General features: G+C 54.8%; 17 protein-coding genes. 2 read left to right on the forward strand and 15 right to left on the reverse strand.

Annotated features, from left to right (window positions below):
- Window positions 1-155: 155 nt before the first annotated feature.
- The 7 genes from EI77_RS07535 to EI77_RS07565 all read right to left on the reverse strand — a co-directional run bounded on the left by EI77_RS07535 (window position 156) and on the right by EI77_RS07565 (window position 7790).
- Window positions 156-1706: a ribosome-recycling factor gene (locus tag EI77_RS07535; RefSeq protein ID WP_133794284.1), complete on the reverse strand. Its 1551-nt coding sequence runs from the start codon at window positions 1704-1706 to the stop codon at window positions 156-158.
- A 15-nt stretch (window positions 1707-1721) separates the two neighbouring features.
- Window positions 1722-2621, reverse strand: coding sequence for a hypothetical protein (locus tag EI77_RS07540; RefSeq protein ID WP_133794286.1), 900 nt, complete (start codon window positions 2619-2621; stop codon window positions 1722-1724).
- 56 nt (window positions 2622-2677) lie between these two features.
- Window positions 2678-4072, reverse strand: a complete 1395-nt coding sequence (locus EI77_RS07545) for a MotA/TolQ/ExbB proton channel family protein (protein ID WP_133794288.1) — start codon at window positions 4070-4072, stop codon at window positions 2678-2680.
- A gap of 246 nt (window positions 4073-4318) precedes the next feature.
- Window positions 4319-4738 (reverse strand): transcription antitermination factor NusB, encoded by a 420-nt coding sequence (gene nusB / locus EI77_RS07550; RefSeq protein WP_133794290.1) that lies wholly within the window; start codon window positions 4736-4738, stop codon window positions 4319-4321.
- Between the two features lie 5 nt (window positions 4739-4743).
- Entirely contained in the window at window positions 4744-5250 is a 507-nt protein-coding gene (ribH, locus tag EI77_RS07555; protein WP_133794292.1) for a 6,7-dimethyl-8-ribityllumazine synthase, read from the reverse strand.
- Window positions 5251-5282: 32 nt separating this feature from the next.
- Window positions 5283-6497, reverse strand: a complete 1215-nt coding sequence (locus tag EI77_RS07560; RefSeq protein WP_133794294.1) for a bifunctional 3,4-dihydroxy-2-butanone-4-phosphate synthase/GTP cyclohydrolase II — start codon at window positions 6495-6497, stop codon at window positions 5283-5285.
- A 99-nt stretch (window positions 6498-6596) separates the two neighbouring features.
- A complete protein-coding gene (locus EI77_RS07565) occupies window positions 6597-7790 on the reverse strand; it encodes an ArnT family glycosyltransferase (protein WP_166647104.1) in 1194 nt (397 codons plus the stop codon).
- 246 nt (window positions 7791-8036) lie between these two features.
- On the opposite strand from EI77_RS07565, the gene fabV reads away from it, so the two are divergent.
- Window positions 8037-9227, forward strand: coding sequence for an enoyl-ACP reductase FabV (gene fabV, locus EI77_RS07570; protein ID WP_133794298.1), 1191 nt, complete (start codon window positions 8037-8039; stop codon window positions 9225-9227).
- Between the two features lie 73 nt (window positions 9228-9300).
- On the opposite strand, the gene EI77_RS07575 is transcribed toward fabV, so the two are convergent.
- From EI77_RS07575 to EI77_RS07605, 7 genes are all read right to left on the reverse strand, one after another.
- Window positions 9301-10056, reverse strand: a complete 756-nt coding sequence (locus EI77_RS07575) for an ABC transporter ATP-binding protein (RefSeq protein WP_133794300.1) — start codon at window positions 10054-10056, stop codon at window positions 9301-9303.
- Window positions 10057-10061: 5 nt separating this feature from the next.
- Complete coding sequence (locus tag EI77_RS07580) at window positions 10062-11249, reverse strand: ABC transporter permease (RefSeq protein WP_133794302.1); 1188 nt, start codon at window positions 11247-11249, stop codon at window positions 10062-10064.
- A gap of 112 nt (window positions 11250-11361) precedes the next feature.
- Window positions 11362-11793 (reverse strand): YidB family protein, encoded by a 432-nt coding sequence (locus tag EI77_RS07585; RefSeq protein WP_133794304.1) that lies wholly within the window; start codon window positions 11791-11793, stop codon window positions 11362-11364.
- Window positions 11794-11862: 69 nt separating this feature from the next.
- Complete coding sequence (locus EI77_RS07590) at window positions 11863-12420, reverse strand: hypothetical protein (protein ID WP_133794306.1); 558 nt, start codon at window positions 12418-12420, stop codon at window positions 11863-11865.
- A 95-nt stretch (window positions 12421-12515) separates the two neighbouring features.
- Window positions 12516-13766 carry a TIGR03943 family putative permease subunit gene (locus tag EI77_RS23970; protein WP_133794308.1) on the reverse strand — a complete coding sequence of 417 codons (1251 nt, stop codon included), beginning with the start codon at window positions 13764-13766 and terminating at the stop codon, window positions 12516-12518.
- Between the two features lie 16 nt (window positions 13767-13782).
- Entirely contained in the window at window positions 13783-14805 is a 1023-nt protein-coding gene (locus tag EI77_RS07600; RefSeq protein ID WP_133794310.1) for a permease, read from the reverse strand.
- A gap of 172 nt (window positions 14806-14977) precedes the next feature.
- Window positions 14978-15847 carry an alpha/beta hydrolase gene (locus EI77_RS07605; protein WP_133794312.1) on the reverse strand — a complete coding sequence of 290 codons (870 nt, stop codon included), beginning with the start codon at window positions 15845-15847 and terminating at the stop codon, window positions 14978-14980.
- A gap of 170 nt (window positions 15848-16017) precedes the next feature.
- On the opposite strand from EI77_RS07605, the gene EI77_RS07610 reads away from it, so the two are divergent.
- On the forward strand, window positions 16018-16866 hold the full coding sequence (locus tag EI77_RS07610) for a hypothetical protein (RefSeq protein WP_133794314.1): 849 nt from the start codon (window positions 16018-16020) through the stop codon (window positions 16864-16866).
- A 9-nt stretch (window positions 16867-16875) separates the two neighbouring features.
- Here EI77_RS07610 and EI77_RS07615 read toward each other — a convergent pair whose 3' ends face one another.
- Window positions 16876-18297 carry a cryptochrome/photolyase family protein gene (locus EI77_RS07615; protein WP_133794316.1) on the reverse strand — a complete coding sequence of 474 codons (1422 nt, stop codon included), beginning with the start codon at window positions 18295-18297 and terminating at the stop codon, window positions 16876-16878.
- Between the last annotated feature and the right edge of the window lie 33 nt (window positions 18298-18330).

Consider the following 18330-nt stretch of genomic DNA (forward strand, 5'->3'; position numbering starts at 1 on the left):
CAATGATGAAGACAGAATATGTGCAATAAAGGTGATTCAACACCCACGGCATCCATCGCAAAACAGCCTCTATTTCAGACAAGTTGCTCAGAGCATGGCTTTGTTAGTTCCCATGACCCGGCAGGATCATGGTAACTCAAATGCATCAAAGGGTTTTAGTCCAAAGAACGTTTTGGAGCAGCAATCCGCACAGGATCTCCGGCCCCTGGTTTTTTGGGAGCAGGTGGTGTCGGTAAATTGAATCGCTGCACTTCATAACCAGTCACATTCACCGAAAGGTCCAATTGCGCGAGGAATTCCCAGGTAGCGGATACACCAATGTCATCGGCAATTTTGCGTGCTTCCAAATAGGTGTCAAAGGCATCCGCCATGACCTGGAATACAGCCACACCTTGGGTATCCCCTTTGATCTGGCGCATGAGACGCTGATAATTGGAGCCTTCCGCACGCATTTGATCCAGTGTTTCTCCACCGCCAGCTCTCGGTGTGAGGGCCAATTGAATGGCTGTACTTCCAGGGCGGATGGTTGGCTTGATGGTGTAAGAACCGCTCAGAGTGGGGCTTGAAGCTGCACGCTCTAGCATGGCCTGGAGCTTAAATGCGTCGTAAATCACTTTGCTGCGGCTTTTGTTTTTGATGCTGTCCAGTCCGGCCAGATCCTTCACAAAATAACTGAGCACCTCTTTAGCACCTGCTTTGACTTCCACGGATTTAGATCCGTAACTAAAGTTGATTTTGCCTCCGGCCATGGCCGCTTTGATCGTCGGTTTGGTGGGGTCCTTGGATGGATCAAGAGCAGTCCATTTACTCAGGTCGGCCTTCGTGGCTGCAATCACTGCGGTGGTAACAGCAGGCAGACTGGATTTGAGGGTCACCGCGATGTCGCCAAGCGCTCCTAAAACAGCTTTGTTTGGCTGCAAACCTGCCGCAGCGAGGTCTTTGTAAGCGACAGCGACTTGATCCATTTGGAAATTGCCTGCCAGAGGCGAAATTTCAGGCCAGGCCTGCTGGGCGGCAGGGGCCGTGCCGAAGACTTTAGTCAGCATCGGCAGAAATGGGTCAATCCTGACCTCTTTATACTCCAACTGACTTTTTACTTTTTCCAAGCCATCAATAATCGGTTTGATGAAAGCTTCGTCATTGAGGAAAAGTACGCCTTGCCTGGCCACCAGCACACGAGTTTCGTTAGGCTCCGCAGGATAGGGACGGGGATTGGGCAAGCGTACAAAGGTTGGCGCAGGCGGAGTATAGACCGGGGTTTCGTCTAACAGGCTTTTAAGACGTTCAAGCTCAGCCAGCATGGCATCTGTCTTGGCCTTTTCCTCTTCCCGTTTCTTTTTAGCCTCATCCAGTTTCTTGCGGAAACTGTCGAGATCCATGAACTCCATCTGCTTGGCTACCGACGTGGTGTCAATTTTGCTCAGTTCTTCGGTGACTTTCTGGAGTTCGATCTCGGCTATCTTTTGGTCTTCCTCCAGCTTTTTCGGATCTTGTGGCAATGGCGGCAGTTGCTTGATTTTTTCCACCATTTCTTTATGCTGCTCCTCGGTCACCGGGGGCAGGTCTGAAAGGATTTTATTAACGGCAGCAGCGAGGCTGATACCGACCATCACCATCACGATAATGAGAACACCCACGACGTTCGTCATGGTGTCCATCAAAGCGACGAAGGGCAGTTCCTGCTCCTCATGTTTGTGTTTGGACATAGGGTAAAAGAGACTTTAAGATTTGGTTCCCGCAGGGGGCGTAGGAGCGGGAGCACCTGCTGCAGGTGCCGGAATTTTCCCTCGAAATTTATCGAAAAGTGCAAGATCAAGCTGACCGCGGCCCGGGATGGGGAGTTTCCCCACACGGACTTTATAGTCTGCCTCTGCACGTCCAGCACCAGCATTGAATGCCGTCTGGCCGTCGTCGCGAATCAGGAAAAGAATGAGCGAGTTCTTGTCCTTTGATACTTCAGTGAGAAAATGATTGTATGCGACATCGGCGACCACCACGCTGGCGCTGGCACTGAGCCGATAATCCTGGTCATCCCAGGCTCCCAAAACTTTAAGTGAGCCTGAAGAGCATTCCACAAAATAGACTTTAGTCGTCTCAGGCATGCCGGAACCGGAAGGTTGTACCACTACCGGAGGCAGCTTTTTACTTTCTGGAATCTTCCGCTTCTCCAGTTCGGCTGTTAAAGCAGCAATTTCCTTCTTTGTCTCTTTCTCCTGACGGGTCATGCCATCAATTTCCGTCATCAAATCATCAAGCTCCTTCTGGAGCTTCATGCTGATCTCTTTATTTTGTTCCTGAAGTTCCTTGGAGGAGCTGAGCAATTTGCGGAGATTAACGAACCTCTGCTGCTTGTCCTCCAGGTTTTTTTGGACTTCCTGAAGCTTGACCAGCATTTGCTCCACTTTAACCTTCTGCTCCTCCCTCTCTTTGAGTTCCTTGAGCATGTCCTTATGCTCCTGGGCCATCCTGACTTCCTCCGCTGTCCTGCCCTGCGTTTGTTGCGACTGGGCAACGCAGAGCACGACAATGATAAGAATGAGGACGCCGATCAGAGAACACAGAATGTCCAAGAAGGGAATGAGAAGAATCTCATCCGTTCCTTTATGACGTCGTTTAGCCATGGAAAATCAAAAAGAGTGAAGACGTAGCTGAAGAGGAGGCTGAAGGAAAAACCGGATCAGTCGTGCTTGCTGAACCAGCCTTTCTTTTTGACCTGATGAATAAGGATCTGTTTGCCACCCAATTCGGTGAGAACATTGTTGAGACCCTGAATGCCAGTAGCGAGTGCACGCGTATAGTCCGTCGTGGTCTTGACGCTGTCTTTGATGGCACCCGTCATGTCTTCGCGCATGCGATTCACGGCAATGGCGAACTCGGCATCCACACGTTCCTGATGAGCGGTTGCGCGTTTGTCAAGGTTTGCCGCCTGCTCATTGATGCGAGCGGAAAGTGCATTGAGATCCACCAGGAATTCTTTCTGTGCCAGGGCAACCGCACGCACCAGTGTTTCCATGACGCCGTTGGTGTCACCGCCGGCAATGCTGCCTCCATCATTAAGGCGTGGAAGCAAGATTTCGTTACAGAAAGCGTCGATGTCATTCAAGCAGTCGTCCTCACTCTTCATCATGGAGTTCATGGGGAAGTTGAGAAGCATGGCGAGAACGAGGCCGAGGAGCGTGGCATCAAAGGCTGTGCCCAGACCGCTGGTCACTGCGTTGATCGATTTCATGATCGCCGTCACGTCTTCGACGTTGGCAAAGTTCATGCCGCCGATAGCGTGGGAGAGACCAAGCACCGTGCCGATGAATCCGAGAATCGGAATGGCCCAGAGGAAGGCTTTCAGCAAGGTGAACGAACCACCGATACGCATGCTGTCGATATCCGACTGGCTAGAAAGCATGTTGGTGACATCACCGACATTTTGCTTCACTTCGAAGAGCTCCAGCGCTTTACGAATCCGGTTGACCATCATGCTGTCACGAAGGCGAACTGGAAGTTTGTAGAGGTTGTCAATGAAAGTGCTGACGTTTTGAGCATTAATTTCAGAGCCAAGTTCCCATGGCAGCACGTCCAGCAGAAGGGCCTCACGCTGATGGCGAAGCTTTTTGAACTTCAAATACAAGATGGCCATCGCCCATGTGAAGAACAAGGTGTTGGTGAAGCTCACCAGCATGTGCTTGTAAAACAGCGATGCAATGAACTGCATCCCTGTATAGTCGGCAGGTGAAGTGCCTTCGGGTGCCTGGAATGGGTAAAGAATACCCACCCATGCGAGGAAGAGAACAAAGCCAATGCCAAAACTCAGCAAGGGATTCGGATTGGTAGGATCGGTCTCCTCCCAACCGCCTCGCTCCTGACGATGCTGCTCGAGCTCGGCGGGATTGGGCTGCTCAGTTCCTGAAAACTCTTCAGAACCGCTGCTGGTTTCCGCAGGCGGGGTAAAGCCGGAAGGGGAAGGAAGTCCCGATGGTGGCGGCAGATCCCCCAGGGTGGCAGGGATCGAAAGTTTGCTATTGCAGCCTGGGCAACGGACGACTTTCCCGGCCATGTCTGGCTCGGCCTTCAACTGCATGTCACAAGACGGGCACTTAAATTTCACAGATTGTTTCTCCTTCGTTCCTGATTGATTTTTTGGGTAGGCAAGTGGGACGTTATCAAAGCGGTTGTCAGCGCATCAACAAGTTATTTTCATTAATGATGACACTGATTTCAAACTTTTACCGCTATTTGGCCATTTCCAGACCACATTCAGCGCCAAAAGCACCCTCAATCGAGCTGCCAATCGGATTGAGGTGGTAGAATGGACCTGATATTTTGCTCAAGCGTTCGATTTCGGGCGAACTTTTTGAGCGATTTTATGCAGGATGCCGTTCACGAATGAACCCGACTCTCCAGCCCCCAGGGATTTGGCGATTTCGATAGCTTCGTTGATCACGACGGCTGCGGGTACATCCGGCACATGGGCCAGTTCATAAACGGCCAGCCGCAGGACGTTCCTGTCCACCGCAGCGAGGCGCTGGATGCGGAAGTTTTCCAGGACAGGCTCGATCAAGGCATCCAGCTCAGGGGTGCGTTCCATCACTCCATGGATCAATGTCTCGGCATAGGCCCGGACGGATGTTTTGGCGTTATGAATGGTCCAGAAAGCTTCCTGCTCCTCCGGTGTGTGTTCACCATGGAGCTCATTGGCAAAAAGGAACTGGACGGCGGCTTCGCGTCCTTCGCGGCGTTTTCCCATATAGATTAGGCGGTCTCCAGTTCAGGTTGACCGGCAAAGCTGGCGCGCATTTTACGAAACAGGGCCATCATGTTCACGGCCACCTGGGCAGCCTCGGTGCCACGATTGATTTTCACGCCCAGGCAGCGCTCTTCCGCCTGTTCCTCGGAGCTGACCAGCAGCACTTCATGGACCACGGGGGTGGTGTGGCGCACGGCCATCTGTTGAAGCGCATCGGTGACGGAGGCACCCACCAAATCTGCATGCTCGGTGGAGCCGCGAATGATCACACCAAAGGCGATCACGACGTCAGGCCGTGTGTTTTTGATGACAAGCTCAGCGCAGACAGGGATCTCAAAGGCGCCCGGCACCCGATAGACGGTGATGGTGGCATTGGGAGCCAGTTCTTCCAGCTCTTCACGGCCGGCATCCAGCAGGCCCTGGACAAACTGGTTGTTGTAAAGACTGGCCACGATCGCGATGGAGACGCGATCCTGGATAGGGCGGGGACGACTGGGACCGTATTGGGACATGAGAAAAGGAAAATGAGGCCGGGTGCGTGATCTTAGAGCTTGTGACCGAGCTTCTTCTTTTTGGTTTCGAGATACTTTTTGTTATGCGGATTCGGTTCGGAGATGACGGGTACCTGCTCCACGATCTCCAGTTTGTGGCCTTCCAGGCCCACCACCTTGCGCGGATTGTTAGTCATCAGGCGGATTTTACGCACCCCCAGGTCGGAGATGATCTGGGCACCGATGCCGTAGTCCCGCAGGTCCATGGCAAAGCCAAGTTGCAGATTGGCCTCGACGGTGTCCAGCCCCTGCTCCTGCAGTTTATAAGCCATGATCTTGCCATGCAGACCGATGCCGCGTCCCTCATGGCCGCGCATGTAAATGATGATGCCGCGTCCCGCCTCGGCCACCTTGCTCATGGCTGCATGGAGCTGGCTGCCACAGTCACAGCGGCGGGAGGCAAAGATATCCCCCGTCAGGCACTCGCTATGCACACGGACCAGTGTCGGTGTCTTGGCATCAATGTCACCCATCACCAGGGCGATGTGATGCACGCCATCCAGGCTGCTTTTATAAAGGTGGAGTTTGAAAACTCCGAAGTCGGTGGGCATGTCCACTTCTTCGATTTTCTCCACCAGCTTTTCACTCCGGCGGCGGAAAGCGATGAGGTCGGCAATGGAGCAGATCTTGAGCTTGTGTTTTTTGGCAAATTTCTGCAGATCAGGCATCCGGGCCATGGTGCCATCATGATTCATGATCTCGATGAGCACGCCGGCCTCACGCAAGCCTGCGAGGCGGCACAGATCGACGGCGGCCTCCGTGTGTCCGGCGCGGCGCAGTACACCGCCGGGTTTGGCCACCAGGGGATTGATATGACCAGGCTGGACGAAATCTGCCTTGGTGCTGTTGCCATCGGCCAGCAGGCGGATGGTGCGGGCGCGGTCAGCGGAGCTGATGCCCGTCGTGATGCCTAGTGCGGCATCCACGGTCACGGTGAAATCGGTACGAAAGGCTTCCCGGTTCTCCGGCACCATGCTTTCCAGGCTGAGCTGTTGCGCGATGGGGAGGGAGACGGGGACGCAGAGCATGCCGCCACCTTCACGTACCATGAAGGTGACCATTTCTGGCGTGATGGCCTCCGCTGCGCAGATGAGATCACCCTCATTTTCGCGGTCTTCATCATCAGTCACGATCACCATGCGTCCGGCACGGATGTCCGCGATGACGGATTCGACAGAGTCGCAAACGTGGGTCTTTTTGCTGGGCATAGGGAGATGGGAAAAGAACCGCGCTGGGGTAGCTCCAGCGGCTGGGGAGATACGATTCTAGCGGTTCCTTGGGTCAATTCCAGCGCCGATTTGATCTTTTCAGGCAGTAACTGTCACTTTTAGGTGACGGCTCCAGACCTGGGCAATGCCCAGCCAGAGGATGGGGATCATTAGCACAAAGTAACGTGGCAGGCTGGGGGCCAGGGTACTGCCTCCCAGGTAAAAAGCGGCGAAACCCATCAAAATCCACACTTCCACCGGCACCGTCCGCCAATACCAAGCCCCCATCACCCCTGCGATGATGGCCATGAAAATCACAGGTCCGTTAAACCCGATGAGAAGGATGGTCCGCAGTTCTTCCGGCTGATGAGAGCGGGGAAAGCCAAAGGCCAGTCGGCTAAGATTGCAGACCCAGTTGTAACCCACTCGTGCCGGATTGGCTTTAAAATTGGCCAGTGCGGCTGCCTTCAGCATCTCTTCACGCTCCAGGATCGGGTGCTTTAGGACGTCCTGATAAAAGGCATCATGCAGGGGAGCCACCTCCGGCAGGCTGCGTACATCGGCTTTGCCAAACCAATGTCCGTTTTCCCCCTCGTGATGGCTGCTCATCCAATAAAGCAGTTCGCCACTGTTGGTGGACCAGCATAAAAACTGTCCCGTTTTAGCTTGGGTATAGGCCAGGTACGGTGTGCAGAAAAGAAATGCGCCCGCCAGAATAACCAATGCGCGGCCCAACGCAGGCCGCCATTCCTTGATGATTAGCAGCGCCAGGCACAGTACCGCTGTGGCCATGAGCACATGACCAAAAAAGACCCGGGTCAGGATCAGCCAGCCTAAAAACAAGACCGCTGCCAGTGTCCAGCTCCAGCGTCTGTCCCGGAGGGCGTGGGCAAAACTCCAGACAAAACCGGTCAGGGTGAAGGTGGACATGGGCTCGCTCATCAGGGCAAATCCCATCCAGAGCAACGTCGGGTGAAATCCGGTCAGTGCTGCGCCAGCAAAAGCCCACGCTGCCCCGGCGTAATGGCGGACAGTCAGCCAGACAAACCCCACGGCCCCTGCCATGAAAAAAGCATTCAGCAGCCTGGCGCCCAGGGCTGCCGAGGCACTTTCACAAAAGGGCATCAGTACAATCGGATAGCCTGGGCCGTTGACGAAATTAGGCTCTTCATCCGTCACATAAAAACCGTGGGTCAGATTTCGTGCGTATTCCAGATACCGGGCTTCATCCCAGATGGGCTGGTCCGAATGACGGAGTATGGAAAGCACTCCATAAATCAGAAGCGTGGCCAAGACCAAAAGAATACCCGGGCGATGAATGGAAGATGGCGTGGCTGACAACGATGACATTCGGGTACTCAACGGGCAGTTGTCAAAATGCGCCAGTAAACTTTTGCACCGTTCCGGTAAACCAGGACAAGCCGTGAGGCAGGGGGGAGCGTTATGGAATTTCAGGCCCCCACTCGGCAGTCAGGGCAGGGGAGACTGAATAAAATCAGTTGCCAGCGGCCCTGACCACATTACCCGATGAGCCTGACTATGATCGTAGCACCCAAGATCCGAGGTTTCATCTGTACCACCGCCCACCCTGAGGGCTGCGCCAAGCATGTGGCTGAACAGATCACCGTTGTTAAAAACCGTGGACTGATTGCCAATGGCCCCAAGAAGGTTCTGGTCATCGGCTCCTCCACCGGGTATGGCCTTTCATCCCGCATTGCGGCGGCCTTTGGCTCCAATGCGTCCACCATCGGGGTCTTTTTTGAGCGTCCCGGAGAGGATGACCGCACAGCCACGGCAGGCTGGTACAATTCGGCCGCTTTTGAAAAAGAAGCCAAGTCCGCAGGTCTGTATGCACGCTCTTTCAACGGCGACGCTTATTCCGATGCGGTCAAAACAGAAGTCATCGATGCGGTCAAGGCTGATCTGGGGCAGGTGGACTGCGTGATTTATAGCCTGGCATCCCCCCGGCGCACCCATCCTAAAACGGGCGAGGTCTTCAAATCCGTGCTCAAGCCGATTGGTGAGACTTATACCAACAAGAATCTGAATACCACCACCGGCGTGGTGAATGAGATTTCCATCGAGCCTGCTCAAGGGGATGACATCGCCCAAACGGTGGCCGTGATGGGTGGTGAAGACTGGGAAATGTGGATTGATGCCCTGATGGCGGCGGACGTGCTGGCTCCGGGTGTGCAGACGGTTTCTTATTCCTACATCGGGCCTGAAGTGACCTGGCCGATCTATAAAAACGGTACCATCGGTCGTGCGAAGGAGGATCTGGAAAAAGTGCAGCAGTCTCTGGATGCCAAGCTGGCTCCGCTGAATGGCAAAGCCTGGGTCTCTGTGAATAAAGCGCTGGTCACTCAGGCCAGCTCCGCCATCCCTGTTGTGCCTCTTTATATCTCCCTGCTGTATAAGGCGATGAAAGCCGAGGGCACCCATGAGGATACCATTGAGCAGATGGACCGTCTTTTCCGGGATCGCCTTTATAGCGGTGAACCTCAGCCGGATGAAGCGGGCCGTATCCGCGTGGACGACTGGGAAATGAAGCCTGAATTGCAGGCTCTCGTTGGTCAGCGTTGGACGGAAGTGAATACTGAAAACCTCACCGAATACGGAGACTTCGCAGGCTATCAGGCCAGCTTCCTGCGCCTGTTCGGCTTCGGACTTGAAGGGGTGGACTACGCCGCTGAGACGAATCCGAACGTGCCTGTTCCATCCCTGGCTTGATCTTCAATCTGGCCCTCTCACTTTCAGTAGCGGAAGTGAGGGGGATGGCAGATCGCGCCTTTAAAAAGCAGCGTCATTGGTGAAAACCATGACGAAGGTTTTCCGGCAACGGATGGCCTTCATCAATGTCATGCACCTCGACGATGCGGCCATCATCCATGGCTGCGATGCGGTCCGCATGGGGAAAAATGCGGTTGTCATGAGTGACGATGAGCACGGCTCGGTCAGGGCTGCGTGCGACGTTTCCAAAAAGCTCCATGATCACCTGGCCATTCTTGGCATCCAGGGCCGCCGTCGGCTCATCACAAATGATCAGGCGCGGCTCATGAATGAGGGCGCGTGCGATGGCCACGCGTTGCTGCTGGCCGCCTGAGAGCATATTGGGGCGGCTTTTAGCGCGGTCACCCAGACCTACTTGCTCCAGCACATCCCGGGCTTTTTTCTCCGCTGTGCGGGCACCCACTCCCTGGATTAAAAGAGGTACGCTGACGTTTTCCGCCAGGGAAAGGGTGGGGATGAGGTTAAAGGCCTGAAAGATGAAGCCGATGTTTTGGGCACGGAATCGGGTGACCGCTGCCGTGCTCAGCTTTTGCAGGTCCTGCTCCAGCACCGTCAGATCCTGCGTTCCTGGATCCGGCTTCAGTGTCCCGGCCAGGATGCTGATGAGAGTCGTTTTTCCGCAGCCGGAAGGGCCGATAAGCATGGTGATATCTCCCAGCCGGACGTCCATATCGACATCCTTCAGCACATGCAGGCGTGATGAACCGTCGCCAAAAGACTTATTCAATCCGCGCACACGCGCAGCAAATGGGGAGGCAGCGTCAGACATGGGAATTAACCACGGAAGACCATTGCAGGCTCCAGCCTGGAAACACGCCAGATACCCAGGAGCGCAGACAAACTACAGATGACCAGGATCACCCCCAGGACCACGAGCGGCACGGCTTCAGGCATGTAAAAAGGAGGCTGTTCATTGGCCAGAGCACCTTTGGCAAAACCTGCCGTGAAAAACAGGCCGATGCCGTACCCGATGAGTCCCACCGTGAAGGCTTGCGTGAGCAGCATCAGGCACAGAGTCCAGGTGGAGGCCCCCATCGCTTTCAGGGCTCCCAGGTGTTTCATGTTTTCTAGCACGAAGGAGTAAAAAGTCTGGCAGGAGATGGCCGTGCCGACAATGAAACCGACGATGACGGTGATGCCAAAGCTGATGGGGATCCCCGTATTGCGGATGTACCAGGCCACCGTTGTGGTATTGAAATCCTGAATGGAAGGCGGCGTTTCAGCTGTGAAATCAGCCCAACTGAAACCCTTGTTCAAGTATCCCTTCAGTCCTGTTTCGCGTTCGATGTCAGCCACGCACTGGGCCTCGCTGATGCCCGGGCGCGGGGCGGCAATGACGGCAGAGAGCATCTTGCGCTGCGGGGGGGTATATTGCAGGGCACGCTCATAAGTGGTCCACACATACGGACCTCCCGTGAAGCTCTGCATCGTATCGGCGATGCCGACCACGCGGGCCTCCTGGTCATTGATCTCAAAGGTATCCCCCAGTTTAACTTCGCCACCGCTCTCTTTCGCCAGGCGCTTCATCCCCAAGTCATCAATGATCACCGCATGGGGCAGGCGCAAATCTTCCAGCCGCCCTTGTAGCAGCTTCACCGGTGCACCCGCCAGTGTGGTGGCATCAATGCCGATGAGCTGGATGATTTTGAAATTGCCGTTTTCAAGTCGCACGCGCTGGATGCCGGAATAAAGCGGAGCTGCCCAGGCCACGCTATCCACACTGCGCACCCGTGCCACGTCGGTATCCAGCAGGGGATTGGTTTCATTGACCTGCTCCACCTTTTTCTCCACCACCCAGATGGGAGCAGGCACGTTTTTCAAGGTGGCGGTGGTCCAGCTCATCAAGCCACAAAAGACCGCTGTCTGCTGAGCCATCAGAAAGGTGGCAAAAACCAGCCCGGCCACCAACATCAGGTATTTGCCGGTGTCACCAAAAAGCATCTTGAGGGCGAGGCGCAGCATGTCAGCGATGGGCGGATGGAGAAGTCATGACAGTCATCTTGCGTGACTCTACGCCTGGGTGAGGAAAGAAGCGGCAGAAGACATGCCAAGGGTGCATCTTTCCACTTTTTCATCAAGAACGTCCGCCGAACAGCCCGCCTAAACCGCTTTTCATCACTCCAGAAAGCACTTCCTGCAGCTTCTCAGTGGATGGATGGGTGTCATCAATGACTCCGTTGGGGGTGAGCCGGTCAATGATCTGCGGCAGAAACTGGGACATGAGCGGCAGTACCATTTTGGCGTCAAAACCCAGCTTGGCTGCCAGATCCTGGACGGCCTGGCTACCAAGCGCTGCTTCCAGTTGGTCCGGCTGTACAGGCAAATTTTTGTCTGCGGATACCCACGAAGCAAACGTCTCACCCAAGCCTGCCTGCTGGAACTGCTGCATCAGCCCACCCAGGCCACCGGCCTGATTCATCAGGCTAGTGAGCATATCGCCCTGCTTACTGCCGCCGCCGAAAATCCCGCCGAGTGCCTGCTTGGCCAATGAATCAAAAAGTCCCATAGAAGGTCAGGATGCCGGACGAGCCGGGTGAAGTCAATTAAGAGTGGGGATTCGACCTGCTTGGTATGTTCAATTTCCACTGGAAAACAGCCTTATAATGTTGGCGAAAAACACCAAAATCAGAAAGAGCCCAATAAGCACACCTAGCACGATTATGAGCTTCCGATTGATCTTACGCTTCACATGCGGGGTCTCAGAAATGATCAGTTGGTATTCGGGAGTCATGACAAACTTCCCTCGGCGACCAGCTATTTTGGAAATGATATAACCGTTAATGAGAGTGCCGATGGGAAATGCAATGAGACCCACGATCGAAAAGAGGAGTGTCGGAATCCGTGTCCAAGAGCGAAGTCTGCGTAATCCATAGGCTATAAACAATTGGGCAATGCCCAAAACAAAAAACACTCCGCCTTCGATAACGACGGCTGATCTGTCATTGTCTATTCCTTCTAACAGCAAAACAAGTCCACCCACAATCGCCAAGAATCCGCCTAAGTAATAAAGCAAGCCGACTGATTTGATGGTTGCTTCATTGTCCAAATGCTCTCGCCGGAGTTTTTCCGCAGAAGTTTCAACCTGTGGGATGTAAAGATCAGACTGCGGCGGCGCGTAGGGGTTAGCTTCCATGAATGACTAGGTCATTCCATGCTCTAATCGGATAGTCAAGAGCGTTGCAACCCAGCCTTTTTAAAGGGGGGCGTGGAATCTTACGCACTAAATTCTCAATAAATCATCGTATTGTCGGGTGCGGTCGTTTCTTCCACACCCGTCACTTTGATCACGGGAACCGTCTGATCACCTTCCTTTTCGTAGCTCATGGTGCCGGAGATTTTAACCCAGGTCATCTCTTTGAGATCCGGGGCTTTTTCACCGAAGTCCACCGGGACGGAGTAAGGCCGGGCATCAGCCGCGCAGCATTGGACGAGCATGCGGAAAATGCGCAGGCGGTGACCGTCGGCATTGTTCACTTTTTCCGGCAGGATCTGGGCGGTGGTCTCGATGGCCTGACCGGTGATGACTCTTTGCACCTCCAGATCGCCGCCGGTGTAATAGATTTCAGGTACTTCCAGGACGAATTCACCTTTGCTGTTCTGCGGCACCTGCTGTTTCAAATCTTCCAGGGTGAAGCTGCCATAGCTCTGTGCCTCTTTGGCCGGGGCGGAGGCGGCCTTGGTGACGGCTTCGGGATCATTGAATTTATCCGGTGGCGGCAGCGGAGTGTCCGGCATGGGCACGGGTTTGGGGAGTGCCCGGCTCGGCTTGTTACCATCACCACGCAGGGTGAACTCGTCCGCACGGGCGGTGGAGGCATAGTTTTGGTTATACACGCCTTTATTCATGACCCAGTGCTCACTGGGCCTATCAGGTGTCAAAAAAGCCGCGACAGTGATGGGAAGGGCGAGGATGAGGATCGCGACGATGCGTCCTGTCCAGGTGCTTTCTTCCAAGATCCCGTGACCGTGGTTCTCATGGGCATGCGCGTGTCCGTGGCCGCAGCAACCGGCCTCATGTGAATGATCGTGCCCGGGTGCCTTGGTAAATACATGATCATGCGAGTGATCGTGACCACAACCTTCATGATGAGCGTGACCATGATCATGGCCACAGTCTTTAGTGTGAACGTGGGCATGCCCACAGGCTTCAGTGTGGACGTGCTCATGCTTGTGACCATGCCCACACGCTTCTGTATGCACGTGGCCATGTCCATGACTGTGGCCGTGGTCATCATCCTCCTCCGGCAGGCTGTGGTCATGGCCATCACAAGCGGCATCTTCGGCCCCCATGGTCAGCAGGTTAAAAAGGCCCATGACGGCCAGCCCGATGCCGGTGACGAGAACCATCGGACGAAAAATCCCGTCCCCGGGCAAATACTGGTTTACCCGGCCAGTGTAGTAAAAATAAAGCAACACGGCACTCCAGACAAACAGGAGGGAAATGCTGATCAGGTGGACGAGAGTACGTGTTCCGCTCATGGCTTGGACGTCGTGGTTAAAAGGTGAAAAGTGCGCTGAGGGCGTTCCAGAAGTTTTCGGGGAAGTTTCGTGGATCTGTGACCAGGAGCATCATGGGTCCCGAAAGGAGGGCGATCAAAAGGAAGGTGCCGATGAGCATGCCGATGACCATGCGGCGCTTGAACACGGCCGCATACATGAACATGAGTTTGATATCCATCATCGGGCCGAAGACCAGGAAGGCCAGCTTGGCTGCCATGGAAAAGGAAGCCATGGGCGCGGCGATAAAGGCATCCGACGTACTGCATAGCGACAATACGAATGCGAGGCCCATGATGGACGGGATGGCTAGGAAACCGTTTCCGGCGACGGAATCCAGGATGTTCTGGTCCACCTGGGTGTTGAAAAGGGAAGTGATGATGACGCCGACGGTGAAGTACATCCCGGTATCCAGGAAGTCTCCCATGGCTGTGCGGAAGGCATGCACCAGTTTGGCGTTAAAACTGGTCTTGGGTGCATGGCCGTGTGCGGCTTCGGCGGCCGAATGCTCAATGCTATCTGCCACGCTCGCTTTTAAGAGCTGAGCCGGTTTAAAACGGAGGACAATCAGACCCACCGTCACCGCCACGATATAACCAAGAGACAGACGGGCGATGGTCATGCTGGCATTGCCCAGAGTTGCCCAGCCAGTGATTTTTTCGAACTCCTTGAAGGCTGTGAGCGTGCTCACTGCCACGATCGGGTTCATGATCGGTGCTGCGAGCATGTAGGAAAGTGCGCAGGAAAGTGGCAATCCCTTTTTCACCAGACGGCGGATGACCGGTACCACCGCACATTCACAAACCGGAAAGATGAGGCCGAGGAAACCCGCCATCAGGGTGGAGAGCACCTTGTTCTTTGGCAGCACGCGGTCCAGGAGTTTGGCCGGGAGAAAGGCATCGATCAGCCCTGAAAGGAGGGTGCCGATCATGATGTAGGGAGCACCTTCGAAAAGGATGCTCAAAAAGGCCATCAGGACATCACCAAAGGCGCTGGGTTCGGGCAGGGCGGCTAAAATCATGGATTCGGTCTGCTTTAAACGTACAGGCGGGATGGATTCAAGCGGTAAACCTTCAGCCTGAACAATTCACGCAACAGAATACGCAGGGTGAGAGCACCAAGCTTCATCCTTGTTCCCAACCTTTTTAATTTCCTCCACCAGCCTCTGTCTGAACAGAGAAATCGAACCTTTTTCAGTCCACCTTGCCCAGTCCGGCATCCGGATCAGGCTCCAGGAAACCGAGTTCGACGAAGAACTCGTCCATCGCCATGAGGGTGGCTTCATACATTTCAAAGGAGAGATTGAAATTGAAGAAGCCGTGGCCCTGGCCCTCAAATTCAATGAGGCGGCAGAAGTTCTTTTTCTTGGAGGACTTCTTGGCAAACTCGTACGTTCCGCCAAAAGGCACCACGCGGTCAGCCGTGCCGTGCATGATCAGCATCGGAGGCAAACCCGGACGAATGGCGCGGATGAGATTGGCATCCTTGGCCACACCGGCATCAGGGAAACGTTCCAGGCCAAAGCCCTTCTTGGAGGTATCCAGGACGGGATTGAAAAGCACGATGGCATTCGGTGCCGGGCTGCTGTCCAGGATATCCGCAGGATCATCAAAGCCATTGAGCATGGCCGAGGAGGTGATGGCGTGACCGCCGCCACTGCCGCCAATGCCGACGATCTTGCCCGGATTGATGCCCAGTTCCACAGCATTGAGTCGGATCCAGCGAATGGCGGAGCGCGCATCGGCGATGGCTTCCAGGGGGCCGCCCTTGTTACGGTTGGTGATGCGATAATCGAACGCCATCGTCATCATTCCGCGTGAGGCAAAGTAAACGCAGTGAGGGGCAAACTGGGCTACCTGGCCATTGTCCCAGCCACTGCTGAAGAAAAAGGCGGCCACAGACTTTGGATAGGGCGGTGCTTTGTCAGCCTCCGGTTCCCAAATGTACACGGGCAGGCGGACATCTCCGACGGTCTTGTAGATCTCCTCGCGAGCCGTCTTGAGAAGTTCCCGATTTCGGTCGAGTGGGAGTGTGCGTTGATGACCTTCGCCGAGAGATTCCATGTTTGCGTGTGGCAGAATTGTGACTCTTGCGAAAAACCTCGCTCCAGCAACATCTTTTCCTGGTCTAGAGGCCTCAATCAGGATGTATTTATGTTTAACACCGGAATTCAGCCCCCACTTTACTGTCCGTGAAAACTTTTGTGCCCCTTATCTGCTTTTTTGCATGGTTATTGTTCCATTCATCTCTGTCCGCACAGGATCCTGCTTTGAGGGTAAATCTGGACCGTGCCTATGAGCAATGGCGTGCAGCCATCCTGGCCCAGGATGCCCGTGCCTGGGCCGCCGCCATCACCCAATATCGTCAGGTGGTGACGAGAAATCTCATTGTCAGCCAGCGCCAGCCATTTCCGCAGGCGGTCTTTGCGGTGCCGCTGGATCCACCGGAAATTTCGGGCCTGCGTTTGCTGGAAGCCCAAGCCGTGGGTGAGACGGCGCACCTTCTTTATTTTGGCAAAGTCAACATGGGGGGCGATCCTGGCCAGATCCCGGAGAGCGTCTTGATGCTCAAATTTTTCTATGAGCGCGGTGCGTGGCGTTTTGACAGCAGCAAGATCCTAAAGATTTTAGAACAGCCGGAAATCGTCCAGCAGATCAAGTCGGGAGGTCGTCTTGAGTTTCTGGATTATCCTGAATTCACTCCGCCGGGCACGGCCCCCACGGTGCCTCCTCTCTGTGGCATACCGGAAAATATGGCCGGTTGTACGCTCCAGTCCTACGGTTATGAAACCAAGATGCGCATCAATGGTTTTGATTGCCCAGTGATGGCGGACCACGCTGAGAAGTTTTTCGTGATCGGTGGATTGAAGAACGGGGCCAATGATGTGACCCTGACGGTCAAACCGACCGATATTCCAGCAGGTGAGGAACGGCTTCTCCAAGTGGATTTCTTTGTGCTCGCTGGCAAAGCGCAGAAAGCTCCTGTGCGGGTCTTCCATTACGAATCCAAAGATGCGGCGACGAGCAGTCCGTTAAAACTGCCCGTCATTATCAACGAGGACGTTTTGAGCAAGGGCCGCTGACGCCAGCGATCACTTACCCCGATGCTTGGCAAAGATGGCCAGGGTGCGGTCTCTCTCGGTGGAATGATCGACGATGGGCAGGGGATAGCCGGGGGCAATGGCGCGATTGTCCTTGGGCGGGTCCATGAATCGCTCGGCTGAAACGTTTTTGAGTTCCGGCACCCACGTGCGGATGTAGCTGCCATCAGGGTCGTAGCGTTTGGTTTGAGTCCAGGGATTTTGGATGCGAAAATACGGGGCTGCATCCGCTCCTGTGCCTGCGCTCCACTGCCAGCCGCCATTGTTGCTGGCGTTTTCACCATCCAGAAGATGCTGCATGAAGTGGCTTTCCCCCAGTCGCCAATGACAGTGCAGGTCCTTGGTGAGAAACATGGAGACGATCATGCGCACCCGGTTGTGGACAAAACCGGTGGCCAGAAGTTCGCGCATGCCAGCATCCACAATCGGAAACCCCGTCCGGCCTTGAGTCCAGGTTTGGAAATCCTCGTCACTCCCCGGCCACGGCATGCCTCGAAATTCAGGGGCAAACTCCTCGTCGAACACCTCTGGGTAGTGCCACAAAATGGCCAGGTAAAATTCCCGCCATGCCAGTTCCTTAATGTAGGTCTCAATGGAGGTGCGAGCATCCGGCGTCGTGGCAAGCGCAGCGGCTGCCATGCATCTTTCGTGTAACTCGCGGATGGAGATCAGGCCAAAACGCAGGTCCTGACCCAGCCTGGAGGTCGTGACCCCGGCCGGGATGTTACGCTTTTGTGCATAGGCATGCAGCGTACGGTTCTCGATGAATGTTTTCATCCGTTCTCTCGCCGCACGTTCACCTGCTGCGGGGAGGATGGCCGTTGCTTCGGGCAATTGCCAGTGTTCCAATGTGGGAACGGGTAAGCTTTTGATGGCCGGGTCAGGCGCTTGGCCCAGAGTGGTCAATTTCCCCAAAGAAGCCGTTTTATTCAAGCCCAGCCAGTTACGTGAATACGGAGTATAAACGCGGTAGGGGCCTCCGCTTCCTGTCAATACTTCATCGGCTTCATGCAGAACCCGGTCTTTATAGGAGTGGCAGGGAATGCCGATACGGTTGCATACCTCCTGGAGTTTCTTTTCCATCTCCCGGCCGTAGGGATCATAATCGCGATTGTAATACACGGCTTCAGCCTGGGTCTCATGGATCAGCCTTTCGAGCTCCACATCGGCCTGGCCACAGCGCAGGATCAGGCGGCTACTGAGAGTCTCCAGATTTTTGCTGAGCGAATCCAGACAACCGCAGAGGAACTGCTGGCGTGTCGATCCTGTCCACCCATGCTGGCTTTTCCAATCACTTAAAACATAGGCCGGGATCACCTGAGCGGCCTCTTTGGCCGCGTGATGAAGGGCGGTATTGTCCATCAACCGCAAGTCGCGGCGAAACCAGTGAATGACAGTCTTATACTGAGGCATGGCCCTTTTTTACGCCTGTAACCGCAGTCCGGT

The organism is Prosthecobacter fusiformis (assembly GCF_004364345.1).
Lineage (GTDB): Bacteria > Verrucomicrobiota > Verrucomicrobiia > Verrucomicrobiales > Verrucomicrobiaceae > Prosthecobacter > Prosthecobacter fusiformis.

Bases quoted from the DNA above. Each gene is read 5' to 3' on its own strand.
- EI77_RS07615 (WP_133794316.1), bottom strand. From the start codon at position 18,297: ATGCCTCAGTATAAGACTGTCATTCACTGGTTTCGCCGCGACTTGCGG.
- EI77_RS07540 (WP_133794286.1), bottom strand. From the start codon at position 2,621: ATGGCTAAACGACGTCATAAAGGAACGGATGAGATTCTTCTCATTCCC.
- EI77_RS07585 (WP_133794304.1), bottom strand. From the start codon at position 11,793: ATGGGACTTTTTGATTCATTGGCCAAGCAGGCACTCGGCGGGATTTTC.
- EI77_RS07575 (WP_133794300.1), bottom strand. From the start codon at position 10,056: ATGTCTGACGCTGCCTCCCCATTTGCTGCGCGTGTGCGCGGATTGAAT.
- EI77_RS07535 (WP_133794284.1), bottom strand. From the start codon at position 1,706: ATGTCCAAACACAAACATGAGGAGCAGGAACTGCCCTTCGTCGCTTTG.
- EI77_RS07605 (WP_133794312.1), bottom strand. From the start codon at position 15,847: ATGGAATCTCTCGGCGAAGGTCATCAACGCACACTCCCACTCGACCGA.
- ribH (WP_133794292.1), bottom strand. From the start codon at position 5,250: ATGTCCCAATACGGTCCCAGTCGTCCCCGCCCTATCCAGGATCGCGTC.
- EI77_RS07600 (WP_133794310.1), bottom strand. From the start codon at position 14,805: ATGATTTTAGCCGCCCTGCCCGAACCCAGCGCCTTTGGTGATGTCCTG.
- nusB (WP_133794290.1), bottom strand. From the start codon at position 4,738: ATGGGAAAACGCCGCGAAGGACGCGAAGCCGCCGTCCAGTTCCTTTTT.
- EI77_RS07580 (WP_133794302.1), bottom strand. From the start codon at position 11,249: ATGCTGCGCCTCGCCCTCAAGATGCTTTTTGGTGACACCGGCAAATAC.
- fabV (WP_133794298.1), top strand. From the start codon at position 8,037: ATGATCGTAGCACCCAAGATCCGAGGTTTCATCTGTACCACCGCCCAC.
- EI77_RS07590 (WP_133794306.1), bottom strand. From the start codon at position 12,420: ATGGAAGCTAACCCCTACGCGCCGCCGCAGTCTGATCTTTACATCCCA.
- EI77_RS23970 (WP_133794308.1), bottom strand. From the start codon at position 13,766: ATGAGCGGAACACGTACTCTCGTCCACCTGATCAGCATTTCCCTCCTG.
- EI77_RS07545 (WP_133794288.1), bottom strand. From the start codon at position 4,072: ATGCAGTTGAAGGCCGAGCCAGACATGGCCGGGAAAGTCGTCCGTTGC.
- EI77_RS07560 (WP_133794294.1), bottom strand. From the start codon at position 6,497: ATGCCCAGCAAAAAGACCCACGTTTGCGACTCTGTCGAATCCGTCATC.